The sequence below is a fragment of the Sphingobacterium micropteri genome, from assembly GCF_014692515.1.
GTDB classification, from domain to species: domain Bacteria; phylum Bacteroidota; class Bacteroidia; order Sphingobacteriales; family Sphingobacteriaceae; genus Sphingobacterium; species Sphingobacterium micropteri.
Genome location: NZ_JACOIK010000012.1, coordinates 1 through 13,824, shown reverse-complemented (window position 1 = coordinate 13,824; position 13,824 = coordinate 1). Strand labels below are relative to the sequence as shown.

Here is a 13,824-nt window from a genome sequence, read left to right as displayed (position 1 = left end):
TGATGAAACGTACATTATGGATTTTTGTGGTGGTACTGGTTATAACAGCCGGTACCATCATCGCCTTATACCTATTCCGGAAAAATCAGGCACTTGATCAGTATGTACATCCCAACAGCCAAGCTGTTGTATCCATCGCGGTGGATGATTTATTACTGGACAACATGGCCCAATTCTTTAAACAACGTACGGATAGTATCGTACCGACGTCTGGTTTATTAGATATACAAAACTGGTGGAGAGCCGGTATACATATACCTGCTCAAATACATTTTTTCACCCTGAAAGATAATCCGCTAACATTTTTCACGATTCAAAAAATAGCGAAACCTGAAAAATGGGAAGCTTTTTTAAAAGAACACAGCATAGATGCTGTCCAGGTTACAGAACATGATGGACAGCGCCTATCTTTCGTTCATCTCGCTTCCGGTACGGACGTGTTGTATGATGACGAATACCTGCTGCTTCGTTTAACAGCGATGAAACAAGAGCAGGACAACGCGATGCAGGCGATATGGGAAGCGATGAATAATTGGGTATACGTAAGTGATTTTCAATTTCTTCCCGCTGAAAATTCAAAAGCACATATCGCTTACCGTCACACCGATGGAACATTTCAACTCTTTGCCAATGTATCCGACGGTCATGTCGCACTGTCTGGCGATTGGCACCTGACGACGGATGCTCCTGTTATTTCCAAGATACGAAAACAAGAGACAAATAATTCGTTTATGTCGCTATGGAGTACGCTGTCCCCTACCGAAACACCTTTTATCATCAGGTCCTTATCTATTTTCTCGGATGTCGAACCCGATATGTGGGTCAACCACTCATACGATTATGTAGACCTATTTATCAGCTCCGATATCACGACACAACAAGATACGATTGTCACTTATGATTATGATGCGGATTTTAACAGTGTCGAAAAAAAGGAGATACAGGAAATCCCTGTACCCGTTATCGAAAACGTCTGGAAAGGTGATGCACAATTAGCCGCTGCTTTACCCGAAAAATTATTTTATCGGTTTTACCACAATATTAGGGATAGCCTCATCATACTGTCTACAAAAAAGGATACTCAATTTACACCCTTGTTTGTCGACACATCTAGTCCATTTCAGCTAAAAGTGGATTTTCGCCATTTACCATCGTCTTGGAATAATATGCTGCGTCCATTACAAGAACAGGCATTTCAAATAGCGGTTGAAACATCTATAGTAGACAAGAATACGTTAGGTATATCGGGGAGTATACGATACACAGAAAAGTAACCGTTTATCATTTATTATTTGTTGTTCCAGGAATTTCGGCTATAGACACCCGGTACGGCATGATCACCTTCTTCAAAACCAAATGCGACATATCGTACATCAGGTAGCTCCGTAAAAGAGTAGGTCGTGGAGACCATAAACTGCTGTGCTCCCGCCGTTCCCATTTGCTGTGTCAATACGGTGCTTTCGGGAATTTCGAGATAAACCGTATCGCCAAAAGTTTCTATATACCTAACCTGTACATTTGGCCATGTATGATTAATCATGGTTTCGATACCTTCGGCTGTCAAGCTATCTGCTGGGACTTCCCGTACTTTAACGGGTTTAAAATCAAGGGTAACCGTGTCATATTGGTATTCCCAGAAGGCTTCTGTCGGCACATAAACAAATGGGTTTTCCGCTTGTTGAGCGGTGTCCACGTTCACGGTATCCGATTCATCGTATTGTTCTTCATTTTGCTGTCGTGATGGGTTACAACCTACACCTAGTAATAATAACCCCATAAATATTGTTTTGATATGCATACGAATGCCTTTTCTTCTTTGGGATAAACATGTAAAAAGTGAATATGTTTAGGAAAAAATTAAAAAGGCTTCAACCGGGGAGATCGAAGCCTTTTACTAACTAACCAATTATTAACCTAAATTATGAATTGTACATATTTATGCAATCATCGTGCCAAAATTTCCAATTTTTAACAGCCCTTTTGTCCAGTTTTAATGCGTAAATTTGTCCCATGGAGCTCCAACAGATTTTAACCCGGATGCAGATTGCAGAACTAAATGCTATGCAACATGCGGTCCTAGACACCTACGACAATAACAAAGACTTCGTTTTACATTCGCCCACAGGCAGCGGTAAAACACTTGCCTTTGCTTTGTTATTAGCCAAACATCTAAAAAAAGATAAAGACGGCGTACAAGCCCTCATATTAGTACCTACCCGGGAACTAGCGCTCCAGATAGAACAAGTTATGCGCAAAGCGTTAACTGGATACAAAATCACCTGTGTATACGGGGGTAACGATACCAAGACAGAACGTAATAAACTTCGCGAGGCGCCAAGCTTATTGATCGGTACACCCGGACGGGTGATGTATCATATCGAAAGGACATATGTGGATCCATCCACTATCCGAACGCTCGTCCTCGATGAGTTTGATAAATCGTTGGAATTTGGCTTCCAAGAGCAGATGCAATATATCATCGAACAGTTACCACGGTTACAACATCGCATACTCACTTCCGCAACGAAAATGACAGCGATCCCAACGTTTACCGGAATTGGCAATTTTGTGACGGTTGATTTTTCTGCTGATGCCGATACGGCTCCCAAACTCACGATCAAAAAAGTAATCACACCAGCGCAGTATAAATTGAGTACCTTATTTAAACTGTTGTGCAAGAATGGGGCAAAGAAAACGCTTATTTTCTGTAACCACCGCGAGGCGGTAGATCATATTAGCGAGTTGCTCGAAAACCGTGAAATTATACACGATATGTTTCATGGTGGTTTAGAACAGGAAGATCGGGAGCTTGCCTTGTTAAAGTTCCGTAACAACTCGAATCGTATCCTCATCACCACGGATTTAGCTGCTCGTGGATTAGATATTCCGGAAGTGGATGTCATTATACATTATCAGTTGCCTTATAAGGAGGATGCGTTCATCCACCGTAATGGCCGAACGGCTCGTATGCAAGCCAGCGGGGAGGTGTATGTTATCCTGAAACCGGAAGAGGAGTATCCATACGTGCCGGAAGACAGTGAACTGGTCGTTTTGGAAGAGGAATATCCGCTCCCACCAAATTCGCCTTTTGCGACACTTTATATTAGCGGCGGTAGAAAAGATAAGATCAACAAGATAGATATTGTTGGGTTTCTGTTAAACCTGGACGGGATATCGAAAGAACAGGTCGGTATTATTGAGGTTAAAGATAAAGAATCCTACGTCGCTGTGGAGCGTGCTGCGGCCGCCAGTATCATCAAACAAGCGAATAACCAAAAGATCAAGGGTCGGAAGATACGGATCGGACGGACGTAGTTTTTGTACCTATCTGCTTAAAGCGTTTAGAGCCTCATTAAGAGAAGCCACAAAATTAACGTGCTTTCCCTTATTACTCTCGTAAATGAAATCGTTCAGGCTCTTGCTTTCAAAGCCCGAAAAATCTCCAATAATAGCAAGCGAAACACGATAGTTGGAAAATTTCTGCAGTATTTCGCCTGCCATTTTATTTTTTAAGTCGAAGAAATCGGACGTCATATTTTTCTGATGGATAATCATTTTATCAAACCCTTGATAATATACATTGCCCATTAAATCCAACGCATCTTCGGCATTTCGAATGATGATGTCGTCTGAAATTATTTCCGCAATTTCGGTATCTTTTATTGTATGTGGTTGAATGTTCATTTTTTGTTAAGTCCCTTCGTGTAAATATACGTTAAAACAGCTTCACGAACCAAATGCCATCAGTATATATCGAAAATGATCATGTTCTTCCCTATTCAATCTGCCAAAGCGTATATCCAAGCACAGGGGAATTACAAGGAAGAACAGTTTGTCAACCGAATGAAAAATAAAAAGAAGAAAGACAGGAGCTTGAATTAGTAAAAATATATTCTTAGAAATTTGCGTAGTCAAATAACTACATTTATATTTGTAGTCAAATGACTTCATATGAATTTAAGACGAGATGTTTTTCAAGCAATAGCTGACCCGACAAGACGAGCAATACTTATGTTGGTTGCTACGCAATCAATGACAGCAGGTGCAATAGCCTCAAACTTTGACACCGCACGACCAACTGTTTCAAAACATTTGCAAATTCTTACCGAGTGTGAATTACTAAAACAAGAGCAAAACGGCAGAGAAGTTCATTATCATCTGAACGCGAAAAAGATAAAAGAAGTGGCAGATTTCATCGAGCCGTTCCGTCAAATGTGGGACGATAGATTTAATAAATTGGAAGCTGTAATGAAAAACTATAAATCAGAAAAATAGACTAAACATGGAACAAAAAACCAAGGTCAGTGCCGAAGACGGCAAACAGGAAATCATCATCACAAGGGAGTTTGATTTGCCTTTGGAATTACTTTTTAAGGCTTATGAAGAACCCGAACTTTTTGAGCAATGGATGGGAACGAAAGTGTTGAAAATGGAAAACAAAAAGCACGGCTCTTATGCGTTTGAAACATCGTACAATGGAAACGTCATGTTTCGTGCCAACGGAACGATACACGAATTTGTTCTAAACCAAAAAATCACACGAACTTTTGAAATGGAAAACACACCATTTCCCGTTCAACTTGAATTTTTGGAGTTTGAAAAACTAACGGACGACACAAGCAAACTCACCATGCATATTGTATTTAGGTCCGCAGAATTCAGAAACCAATTAATGCAAATGCCGTTCGCACAAGGCTTGAATATGGCTCACGATAGGTTGCAGGAAATCGTAAACAAATTAACATAGAAAATTATGACAAAGAGCGATAAAATCATCTATTGGGTTACTACCATATTTCTGTCGATAGGCATGACGGCAGGCGGTGTACAACAACTATTACAAATCGGTGGCTACAATGAAATTGTAAGTTCATTGGGTTTCCCACTGTATCTTTTAAGTATTCTTGGCGTATGGAAACTATTAGGCGTTATTGCCATTCTCATTCCAAAATTTCCGTTGTTGAAAGAATGGGCTTACGCAGGATTTTTCTTTGCAATGTCCGGTGCTTTTGTTTCACATTTGGTAGTTGGACAGGCATTTGTCGAAGCTGTTCCGTCATTAATTTTATTATTGGTAACAGTAGCGTCTTGGTATTTCAGACCTGCCGGCAGAAAAATCATCTTCGCTAAAAATTAAACCAATTCTTATGAACCAAGAAGCAGAACAATTTTTTGCAGAAGCAAATAAGTGGAAAAATGAATTTCATTTATTGCGTGAAATCATCCGTGAAAATATATCACTTGAAGAAGATTACAAATGGATGCACCCTTGTTATACCTTTCAGGGGAAAAATATCGTACTTATTCACGGATTTAAGGAATATTGTGCCTTGCTGTTTCATAAAGGTGCGTTGCTGAAAGATCCACAAAGTATTCTGATACAGCAAACCGAAAATGTTCAGTCGGCAAGACAAATCCGATTTACCAGTGTAGAACAGATTACACAACTGAAACCTATAATTATAGAGTATATCAAAGAAGCTGTCGAAATTGAAAAATCGGGAAAGAAAGTAGCGATAAAAAAAGTTGCCGATTATCCTATTCCGGAAGAGTTTCAAAAGGCTTTAGACGAGGACAAAGTTCTGCAAAAAGCGTTTTATTCTCTAACATCGGGAAGACAGAAAGGGTATTTGTTTTACTTCAATCAAGCCAAACAATCCAAAACAAGAGAAGCAAGAATTGAAAAATATTATCAGCAAATACTTGACGGAAAAGGATTGGATGATTAATCAGAATGGAATTGCAGGACAGCTTTTAAGGTGGGTATAACTTACAATAAAATTATGAAAGAGCAACAAGATTAAATCAAATAAAACTTATATTTAATGTCTGAAATATTAAAAAATCATATAAACAAATTTGTAAAAATATCCGAGGAAGAATTTGAAGAAATTCTAAAATTCTTCACGGTAAGACCTGTTTCAAAAAAAGAAAACCTGTTGCAGGAAGGACAGGTTTGTAAGCATCATTACTTTGTACTGAAAGGATTGCTTCGCAAGTTCTACATCAACGAAAAAGGGATTGAACAGACCACCGAATTTGCCATCGAAACTTGGTGGATGACAGACAATATTGCTTATGAACATAGACAACCCACCGAGTTTTATATACAATCCGTAGAAAAATCAGAAATACTCTGCATCACGCAAGATAATCAAGAAAGATTATTGTGCAACTTCCCCGTCATGGAACGTTACTTCCGCTTTGTTTATCAGCGGGCGTATGCGGCGGCACAAATGCGTGTAAAATACCTTTTCTCGCTTTCGAAAGAAGAATTTTACTTTGAACTACTTCGCAAGCATCCCGAATTTGTGCAGCGTGTTCCCCAATATCTCATTGCCTCTTTCCTTGGTTTCACACCCGAATATTTGAGCGAAATCCGGAAGAGAAGCGTTTCTTAAACCAGTTTAAGTTTTTCGGTTTCCGGATTTTTCAATTTTGTGTTGTCAATTTTAAAACAATTTAACAATGCAAAAACGAGTAAATATCAACTCCGCAGAACCTCTTGCTTTAAAAGCAATGACGGGACTGGAAACCTATCTGTCACAAGTTGCCATTTCAAAAACCACAAAAGAACTGATAAAAATCCGCGCTTCACAAATCAACGGATGTGCTTACTGTATAGATATGCATACCAAAGATGCCTTAAAAAATGGCGAAACCAATCAGCGTATATTTTTACTGAATACATGGCGGGAAATCATCGGAATTTTTACCGATGAAGAAAAAACAGTGTTAGCAATTACCGAAGAAGTAACCCTGATACACCAAAATGGATTATCAGACGAAATTTACGAAAAAGCGTTAAAATTTTTTAGCGAAAATCAAATTGCAGAAATAGTAATGGCGGTAATTACCATCAATGCCTGGAACAGGATTGCCATTATTGGACATTTTCAGCCAGGGCAAGGCTTTGCTTAAAAATTATGAAGTAAAAAATCGCAGGTTTAAGAGCCTGCGATCTTTTTTCGATACAATTGTGGTAAATTATTGTATATCTGAATTTATTATCGTAATATTGCGATACATCTATAAAGTATGGGACTTACCAAATCGGAAATATTCACAGACGAACAAAATAGACTAGCCTCTCTATTTAAGGTTTTAGCACATCCCGCAAGGATTGCCATACTCCAATACATCATCAATCAAAAGACTTGTATCTGTAATGATTTGGTTGAGGAATTGGGTTTAGCTCAGGCTACCATCTCACAGCATTTAAAAGAGTTAAAGAGTATTGGTATCATTCAAGGAACCATTGAGGGTAAATCTGTCTGCTATTGTATTGATGAAAATATATGGAAAGAGATACAGGCAGAATTTAATACGTTTTTCCATCAGGAGGTAAAAGTAACAACGTGCTGTACATAGCATTTTTTTAATCATCAATATCGTAATATTGCAATATATAATTACATCATTTTTAAATTCAGTTATTATGACACTATCAAACATCAAAGAAATCTTACCAACGTTAGACAATGTTGAATTTCAGTTAGCGAACGGAACGTTCGTACCCGAACATTTCCATGTTACGGAAATAGGTGTTGTTACCAAGCACTTTATTGACTGTGGCGGAACGATCAGAAATGAAAAGGTCGTCAATTTTCAATTATGGAATGCTAACGATTTTGAACATCGGCTAAAACCAACCAAACTACTGAACATCATAAAGTTATCCGAAGAAAAATTGGATATTCAAGATGCCGAAATAGAGGTAGAATATCAAAGCGAAACAATTGGCAAATACGATCTGGATTTTAACGGAAATCATTTCGTGCTGAAGAATAAACAAACCGCCTGTTTGGCAAGTGATGCCTGCGGTATTCCTGCGGAAAAACCAAAGGTAAAATTATCGGAGTTGAACAACGCTTGCTGTACAACAAATTCAGGTTGTTGCTAGTTTAGAGAATCAATCATGATGTATAACGATTTAGTGAGAACTATTGACAATATTGTCTCTAACAACCTATCAGCGAAGAACGCAAAGCCGTATTGCAACCGCTGGTAGGCTTCGTACAGCAAAAGGTAAACAACGAACAGGATATAAACTTAAATTTCATCTGTACCCACAATTCACGCAGAAGCCATTTAGCACAGTCTTATATTACGTCATTTCCTCCCTACCACAAAAAAAGCGATAACGAATATCGCCACAACCCATACAAAAAAAGTATAGCTTATAGGCCAAATATCGCGGCTGTTCCGTTTTAATTCCGTTTCATTGTGCTGCCGGCTGATGACACTGTCTAACGTGTGTTGCTCTTTCTGATGGTTGACCCGCAACTCCCAGCCCATTAACCTACCGGAAAGCGTACGCAGCCCACTATCGGGATGATAGGAAAAAGTGGAATCGGAGCTGAAGTGCCAATACCGTACCGCACTGTCCGACACGAATACTGTCTGTGCATATTGAAACCGGTTGTGCTGATCGGTTTTAGTCTTATGACGAACCGTATGGCATGATGACGCCAACGATAAAACCAAGTACCCCATGTTCCATACGCTTATGATTCTTTTCATTCTTTCCCTCCTATCCAATCTGCCAAAGCGTATATCGTGGCCAGATGACGTCGTTTAGATTCTACGCGATTATTACTGTTGCCTTCAATCGTGATCAGGTATTTGCCTTGTATGTCTTTTACCAGACCGACGTGGTTAATCCGCCTGTGGCGTTGCCCATAAATGCCAAAGATATCGACGGGATTTATCTGCATCAACATAGGGGAACGACGGCAAGCGTCGCTCCTACAATACGTCCGGGCATTTGGAAACAGCGCCGGGCTCCAGGGGTTTCGTGGTTCAGCCAGCCCGGCCTGTCCATAACACCACGATACGAACGCGCTACACCAAGCATATCCCTTTCCCAAACCAGTGTAGCGCAGATATTCCTCTACCCTATCACCGTCGTTATTGCCCGTTGCTTCCCGCACGCCGATTTCCTGCCGGGCGATATTGATGATGTCTTTGCGGATCCCTACAGGATGATAGACAGTGCCCACATTACCGCATACAACGATAAGAAAAACACCGAAAAATAAATGATACATTGTTGCCATGATGTAAGCTGATTAAAATGGTAATTAAATTCTTTACGAAACGTCTTGAAAGGTTGCCAGAGAATTTCCTGCAACCAAAGACTGCAGAAAATAGCCGCTATGCCCGCCAATAGCCCCAACAATAACACCGATAAGATACCGATGTCCAGCACACCTGCTGTTGGATCTATGATCTGTAAGATCGTTCCGATGAACAGGAACAACGTGGTCAATAGCAGCACCGCAATACCCAGTTTGTGTTTTCCCGATAGTTTCCCTGCCATATCCTCGATAAGCCAAGGGATGTTTGTCTGTAATGTTTTCATGTCATTATTCATTTGTGATCTATTCCTTATTTTGAGCTGATGTGCCGAGATACATATTGCGGGAAAAACGCTTTTTATCACGCGTGTGTACCATCAGATAAAGGTGGACCGTTTCCGTTCCCAAGTCGTCTGTCAGGATAACCAACGCGCTGCCACCTTTTCGTACCACCTCTCCTTCCTGAAGCACGGCAGAACGGGCTTCGATGCCATAAGCGCAGACCATAATAAGGTCGTCATCGTAAGCGTTTAACGGATTCAAAATTTCCGTGGACCAGGATACCGTTATCGTATCCCCTTGACGGGATATCTCCACATCTGTGGGATTCGCCAAGTTGCCATCACTTAACTTTACCTTGCCGGGATCTATCTCCAATCCAGGAAACCGGTTCACAAAACAGCTGGTTAACATATGCGACATCGCCCTTCCCATAGGCGTACCACTATTCTTCGAGGTAGCAAGCCCTAGCTTTATCACGCCTGCCAAAGGTGCCAAAAATTTCGATGCAGACTGGAACCGTAGCCTAGCTATCGTCCGCCCGTCCATCACCGGAGATATTTCGTTTCGTACCATCATATCAAATTGTTTTTCATGCTCTGTATTCATTTTGAAATAGAAAGGAGCAGCATATCACTGCTCCTTTAGCTGCACGTTTATTGCAGATCGAATTCACCTAAGTATGAACTCCGCGATACGCGCTTAGCCTTCCGGTCGGAAAAGAAAATCCAGACATGACCTTTCCCACCCAAAAAGTGGTCGGGGATTACGATGTCTACTTCCCCATCTCCTCTCGTCGGAAGCGTAGGCGTCGACATGAGCTCATCGATCTCCGGCTGGAACAGTACGATATACACCAGGTCGTCCGCATTGGAATCCATCAGGTCGTTTACATCGGTACTCCAATTTACTGTCAGTATACCCGCATCTACCTCCGCAGATAGGGTTCCTCCACCGATTAACCGACCCTCACTGATCCGTACAGACGCATAGTCTACCGAAAAATCTGGATAGGTTCCTGTAACAGCACGGTTCAAGTTCTGTTGAACCGCCACATTCATTGGTGTCAAGCGATCCGATTGTATCTGGCCATAGCCAACGCGTACCATCGGTGTCAATGGCATCAAAAAACGGGTCATCACACCAAAACGTGCCTGTTGGATAAGTTGTTCTTCGGACATCGGTTTTGTCCGTTTTTTGGGCAGCCCTTTGATGTAGTCTATACTTTTCCAGCTGCTGCCGATAACCGATCCAGCTTTCCCGCTGAATCCTCCATTTGCTCCTCTTCTAATCGTTCCCATAATTGAAAAAATTAAATTTGTTAAACCATCTGTAACGCCTTTTCGTATACCGGTATGTGGGGCTTACAGCAACAAACATACGGCGCAGGTAAGGCACAAAACAAGCACTGGAAGACGGTTGACAGGGTATTGACAGGTGGATTCCGTTGGATTGACAGGATGCTGACAGGATTTGCTTTTCAGGGGGACAGAAATCATTGGTATCGGGTTCATTTCCGTTTCGAATAACCCTCACCATCTATTCGGACATTCTTCGCCCATTTACCGGGAATTTACCGTATAGTCAACGGGGATTTACCGAGGTTTCCCCGGTAAATTCCCGGTAAACCTCATAAAAAATACGGTAAAAACGCGAAGTTGGTGTAAAGAAAGCGTGAAGCAGGTATGCGAAAGTGGGCTAATCAGGTAGGTTCCAATAATTTTTTTTGAAGCGCTCCAGGTCCTGTTGCTTGAAATAGCGTTTCCCTTTGTCAATCTTTGCTACAACAAGCACCCCCTTACGTTGATGGCGGGCGAGTGTACTTTCACTGATACCGATAAATTCTATAGCATACTCCGCATCACGGTATATGATTTCCTGCTCCATTTGATTCGCTAGCTGTTGTTTTAGGTCAGTATGTTCCTTCCTAATCGCCGTCAGTATATGGATAATTTCAGTTTCGCGGTGCGCCGCCTTGGCACTTAATTCATGCAACAAACGGATAATACGGATCAGATAACGGCATATAGCCATCAAGGTTCTTTTCATAGCAAATCGGCAGCATGGTTAAAGTTGGGTAATTTTATAAATGAGGCATTAACACTCCAATTGCTCTACTATCTTTTTCACATCTTTTTCGTAGTTGCCCCCTATCGTCAGTTTGGCCCAACTCGTGAGCGTTAAGGTTTTCCACCGTTTGCTACGTATAGCCGATATCTTCACGGCAACTTTCCGGTGTATCCTTAGAAATTTGTGTGACGGCACCTTTTCGAGAAAAGTGGATAGCCTACAATAGTAATCTTCTTTCTTTTCGTCCATATCATGTATGGTCAATATATCATCCGTAATCGAAACATATTCGATCATTTGCCAGTTGATCTCCACTCTTTTGTTGTCGCGCACCCGCCTGAGCGTGATGACTGCTTTGGCATGTTCCCTTTCCGCTTCGTGCTCGTGGAATTTCTTTATCGCCTTATCAACAGCCCGTTGTACCCTTTTTTTGGAAGCCAGTTTATTGATGCAATCGGCCACCTCGTTGTCAAACGCTGCCGTGCCTGGTATTTCGTTACCAGAACACATAACCGTAGCCGGAACGTCTTTTAAAAGCCCTAAAAATGTAAAACCGTCCGCTACGGGCATCATCAGATCCAAAAAGAGGATATCCACTCCACCATTATCCACCATCGATCGAGCCTTGGCTAGATTGCTCTCTTTCTTCACCTCTATATAGGGTATTTGATCTAACGTTGTCTCTATATGACCAACCGATTCCAATTCATCGTCCACTATCAGAATGTTATATTTTTCCTTTTTTTTCATCATCATAGGTTTTTGAAGTACTGTATATTATTTCGATATCGACATAGAAACAGTCGCCCCTTTCCTGCCGTTCTATTGTAATAGGCCATGCCCCCCCTTCCAATCGAGCTTCCATGAGGGGAAACCCCTGACCGGTGGACTCTATTTTATCTCGCTTCACAGGTTCAAAATAATTTGTATAACGAATGTAAATCCTGTCCCCTCGCTTCCTAAAAACGATTCGCAACGGCCTTTCTGCCGTGTTTTCACCATACTTTAACGCGTTTTCCAGCGGCATCAGCAATAGGCCGTGCGGGATAACCATCTCCATATCTGCCAGGCAATCGTTATCACTCCATTCGTAAACAAACTTTGGATCCTTATAATACGCCATTTCCAGTAGACTTTCGATCTGCTCCCATTCGTCTTGCCAGCGGGTCGTTTGTTGGCTGCTATCCATGCGCAGTTGGTAATTCATGAGCGCAATCAGCATCGTGAGCATTTTTATATTTTCTTCATGAGGTCTCTTCCTCTCCCTCTCGAGCGCTACAGCCGCAAAATTCCTTATAAAGTGTGGATTCAAATTACGGGCTTTCAACAAGCTGTTTAGATTTGTAATCTTCCCTTCCAAATCTGCGAGTTCCTGCTTTGATTCTATAACTTCTTTCCCTTTTTTCCGACCCATCCTGAACATAAGCCTCATGATTACCAAAAAACAAATAAATATTATGGGAGACCCATACCGTTGTCTAAATTCTGTCTTATCAAGTTCATAGTCCGGATCGTTCATATAGCGATCCATATACACGCCCAGCGACGGGAAATAATGGTATATAAAAAACACCAACGTTGGTTCAATCGTAAACACGAGCAACAGTGTGGCAACGATAGCAGCCATTCTTTTTTTTAGATCGTGAACCCAGAAATTTGATATGATATAGTAGACCCAACTATAATACAACAAAAATATGGCGCTGACCAGCAAAAGTTGCTTGACCGGAAACGGTTCCGTTCCCATCAACCAGTTTGCTACGAATAAGACTGCGGCAAAAATTGGAAAAGCCCAAATATTCGAACGAAATATAGTTCTAACAATTGGATTCATAACGCTAAGTTTGGTGATCTACATTCCCAATTTACGGCATAAATGTCAAAACAACAAATATGCTATTCCGTCCTGACCGCGTAATTCCGTCGATCAAATGCGACCATTTTATCGTTCCACACGACCTGAATAGTCGCACCTTTATCCTCAAAAAACTGATTATCAATAATTTTACCCAACATCCCATTTTGTTGCAGGTATCCCCAGCATTCCCACAGGTGTGGTTTATTTTTTATAAGTTTTTCCAAGCCTCCATATAGTTGTTGTAAGCATCGAAGCAGATAGGGCTCTCGATCCTCCTGCGCAGCCGGCAAAATGGTTTTATGGAGTTGCAGCCGTTCGATGTCGTTCATCTTATATGGTAGAAGCGAGACCACCGGCATGCCAAATACATGACTAATAAAGGGTATCCCCTTTTTAAGCCACAGTGTTCCTGGAATTGCAACTTAAATTAGGAGACTTTTTTATGCTGCCATTTTTTCTTTTTCCAATAGCATCTCTTCGATCTGCTTAGGGGTTTTATACCCCAGAGCAGAATGTATTCTTTGGGTATTGTAAAAT

23 protein-coding genes are annotated in these 13,824 nt (G+C 41.2%); 12 read left to right on the top strand and 11 right to left on the bottom strand.

What is annotated here, in order from left to right; translation table 11 throughout:
• The first annotated feature begins 2 nt into the window (after positions 1-2).
• Complete coding sequence (locus H8B06_RS16275; protein ID WP_190995278.1) at positions 3-1,274, top strand: hypothetical protein; 1,272 nt, start codon at positions 3-5, stop codon at positions 1,272-1,274.
• A 14-nt stretch (positions 1,275-1,288) separates the two neighbouring features.
• Here the strand turns inward: H8B06_RS16275 and H8B06_RS16270 are convergent, their stop codons facing one another.
• The gene (locus H8B06_RS16270) at positions 1,289-1,798 is read right to left on the bottom strand and encodes a hypothetical protein (protein ID WP_190995277.1); all 510 of its coding nucleotides are present in this window, start codon (positions 1,796-1,798) and stop codon (positions 1,289-1,291) included.
• 212 nt (positions 1,799-2,010) lie between these two features.
• On the opposite strand from H8B06_RS16270, the gene H8B06_RS16265 reads away from it, so the two are divergent.
• The gene (locus H8B06_RS16265; protein ID WP_190995276.1) at positions 2,011-3,315 is read left to right on the top strand and encodes a DEAD/DEAH box helicase; all 1,305 of its coding nucleotides are present in this window, start codon (positions 2,011-2,013) and stop codon (positions 3,313-3,315) included.
• A gap of 9 nt (positions 3,316-3,324) precedes the next feature.
• On the opposite strand, the gene H8B06_RS16260 is transcribed toward H8B06_RS16265, so the two are convergent.
• Positions 3,325-3,684: a DUF4180 domain-containing protein gene (locus tag H8B06_RS16260; RefSeq protein ID WP_190995275.1), complete on the bottom strand. Its 360-nt coding sequence runs from the start codon at positions 3,682-3,684 to the stop codon at positions 3,325-3,327.
• A gap of 75 nt (positions 3,685-3,759) precedes the next feature.
• Between H8B06_RS16260 and H8B06_RS20835 the strand changes: the two genes are divergently transcribed.
• The 9 genes from H8B06_RS20835 (at position 3,760) to H8B06_RS16220 (ending at position 7,903) form a co-directional block, all read left to right on the top strand.
• A complete protein-coding gene (locus H8B06_RS20835) occupies positions 3,760-3,882 on the top strand; it encodes a hypothetical protein (RefSeq protein WP_262891610.1) in 123 nt (40 codons plus the stop codon).
• A gap of 69 nt (positions 3,883-3,951) precedes the next feature.
• On the top strand, positions 3,952-4,275 hold the full coding sequence (locus tag H8B06_RS16255; RefSeq protein ID WP_190995274.1) for an ArsR/SmtB family transcription factor: 324 nt from the start codon (positions 3,952-3,954) through the stop codon (positions 4,273-4,275).
• Positions 4,276-4,282: 7 nt separating this feature from the next.
• Positions 4,283-4,747 carry an SRPBCC family protein gene (locus H8B06_RS16250; RefSeq protein ID WP_190995273.1) on the top strand — a complete coding sequence of 155 codons (465 nt, stop codon included), beginning with the start codon at positions 4,283-4,285 and terminating at the stop codon, positions 4,745-4,747.
• Positions 4,748-4,753: 6 nt separating this feature from the next.
• A complete protein-coding gene (locus H8B06_RS16245; protein WP_190995272.1) occupies positions 4,754-5,137 on the top strand; it encodes a DoxX family protein in 384 nt (127 codons plus the stop codon).
• 10 nt (positions 5,138-5,147) lie between these two features.
• Positions 5,148-5,729: a YdeI/OmpD-associated family protein gene (locus tag H8B06_RS16240; protein WP_190995271.1), complete on the top strand. Its 582-nt coding sequence runs from the start codon at positions 5,148-5,150 to the stop codon at positions 5,727-5,729.
• A 96-nt stretch (positions 5,730-5,825) separates the two neighbouring features.
• Positions 5,826-6,401, top strand: coding sequence for a Crp/Fnr family transcriptional regulator (locus H8B06_RS16235; protein WP_190995270.1), 576 nt, complete (start codon positions 5,826-5,828; stop codon positions 6,399-6,401).
• Between the two features lie 67 nt (positions 6,402-6,468).
• Complete coding sequence (locus tag H8B06_RS16230) at positions 6,469-6,921, top strand: carboxymuconolactone decarboxylase family protein (protein ID WP_190995269.1); 453 nt, start codon at positions 6,469-6,471, stop codon at positions 6,919-6,921.
• A 117-nt stretch (positions 6,922-7,038) separates the two neighbouring features.
• Positions 7,039-7,371 carry an ArsR/SmtB family transcription factor gene (locus H8B06_RS16225; RefSeq protein ID WP_190995268.1) on the top strand — a complete coding sequence of 111 codons (333 nt, stop codon included), beginning with the start codon at positions 7,039-7,041 and terminating at the stop codon, positions 7,369-7,371.
• A 67-nt stretch (positions 7,372-7,438) separates the two neighbouring features.
• A complete protein-coding gene (locus H8B06_RS16220) occupies positions 7,439-7,903 on the top strand; it encodes a DUF6428 family protein (protein WP_190995267.1) in 465 nt (154 codons plus the stop codon).
• A gap of 209 nt (positions 7,904-8,112) precedes the next feature.
• Here H8B06_RS16220 and H8B06_RS16215 read toward each other — a convergent pair whose 3' ends face one another.
• From H8B06_RS16215 to H8B06_RS16195, 5 genes are all read right to left on the bottom strand, one after another.
• On the bottom strand, positions 8,113-8,523 hold the full coding sequence (locus H8B06_RS16215; protein ID WP_190995266.1) for a hypothetical protein: 411 nt from the start codon (positions 8,521-8,523) through the stop codon (positions 8,113-8,115).
• The gene (locus H8B06_RS16210) at positions 8,520-9,059 is read right to left on the bottom strand and encodes a CHAP domain-containing protein (protein WP_223857721.1); all 540 of its coding nucleotides are present in this window, start codon (positions 9,057-9,059) and stop codon (positions 8,520-8,522) included. The genes H8B06_RS16215 and H8B06_RS16210 overlap by 4 nt, the downstream gene beginning before the upstream one ends.
• A complete protein-coding gene (locus tag H8B06_RS16205) occupies positions 8,978-9,364 on the bottom strand; it encodes a hypothetical protein (RefSeq protein WP_190995265.1) in 387 nt (128 codons plus the stop codon). Before H8B06_RS16205 ends, H8B06_RS16210 begins: the two co-directional genes overlap by 82 nt.
• A gap of 19 nt (positions 9,365-9,383) precedes the next feature.
• The gene (locus H8B06_RS16200) at positions 9,384-9,938 is read right to left on the bottom strand and encodes a DUF6266 family protein (RefSeq protein ID WP_190995264.1); all 555 of its coding nucleotides are present in this window, start codon (positions 9,936-9,938) and stop codon (positions 9,384-9,386) included.
• Positions 9,939-10,015: 77 nt separating this feature from the next.
• Positions 10,016-10,660: a DUF6266 family protein gene (locus H8B06_RS16195; RefSeq protein WP_190995263.1), complete on the bottom strand. Its 645-nt coding sequence runs from the start codon at positions 10,658-10,660 to the stop codon at positions 10,016-10,018.
• Between the two features lie 54 nt (positions 10,661-10,714).
• On the opposite strand from H8B06_RS16195, the gene H8B06_RS16190 reads away from it, so the two are divergent.
• Positions 10,715-10,888 (top strand): hypothetical protein, encoded by a 174-nt coding sequence (locus tag H8B06_RS16190; RefSeq protein WP_190995262.1) that lies wholly within the window; start codon positions 10,715-10,717, stop codon positions 10,886-10,888.
• A gap of 169 nt (positions 10,889-11,057) precedes the next feature.
• On the opposite strand, the gene H8B06_RS16185 is transcribed toward H8B06_RS16190, so the two are convergent.
• The 4 genes from H8B06_RS16185 to H8B06_RS16170 form a co-directional block, all read right to left on the bottom strand.
• On the bottom strand, positions 11,058-11,408 hold the full coding sequence (locus H8B06_RS16185; protein WP_190995261.1) for a MerR family transcriptional regulator: 351 nt from the start codon (positions 11,406-11,408) through the stop codon (positions 11,058-11,060).
• A gap of 48 nt (positions 11,409-11,456) precedes the next feature.
• Positions 11,457-12,185 (bottom strand): LytR/AlgR family response regulator transcription factor, encoded by a 729-nt coding sequence (locus tag H8B06_RS16180; protein ID WP_190995260.1) that lies wholly within the window; start codon positions 12,183-12,185, stop codon positions 11,457-11,459.
• The gene (locus tag H8B06_RS16175; protein WP_190995259.1) at positions 12,157-13,056 is read right to left on the bottom strand and encodes a LytS family sensor histidine kinase; all 900 of its coding nucleotides are present in this window, start codon (positions 13,054-13,056) and stop codon (positions 12,157-12,159) included. The genes H8B06_RS16180 and H8B06_RS16175 overlap by 29 nt, the downstream gene beginning before the upstream one ends.
• Before the next feature lie 269 nt (positions 13,057-13,325).
• A complete protein-coding gene (locus tag H8B06_RS16170) occupies positions 13,326-13,616 on the bottom strand; it encodes a hypothetical protein (RefSeq protein ID WP_190995258.1) in 291 nt (96 codons plus the stop codon).
• Between the last annotated feature and the right edge of the window lie 208 nt (positions 13,617-13,824).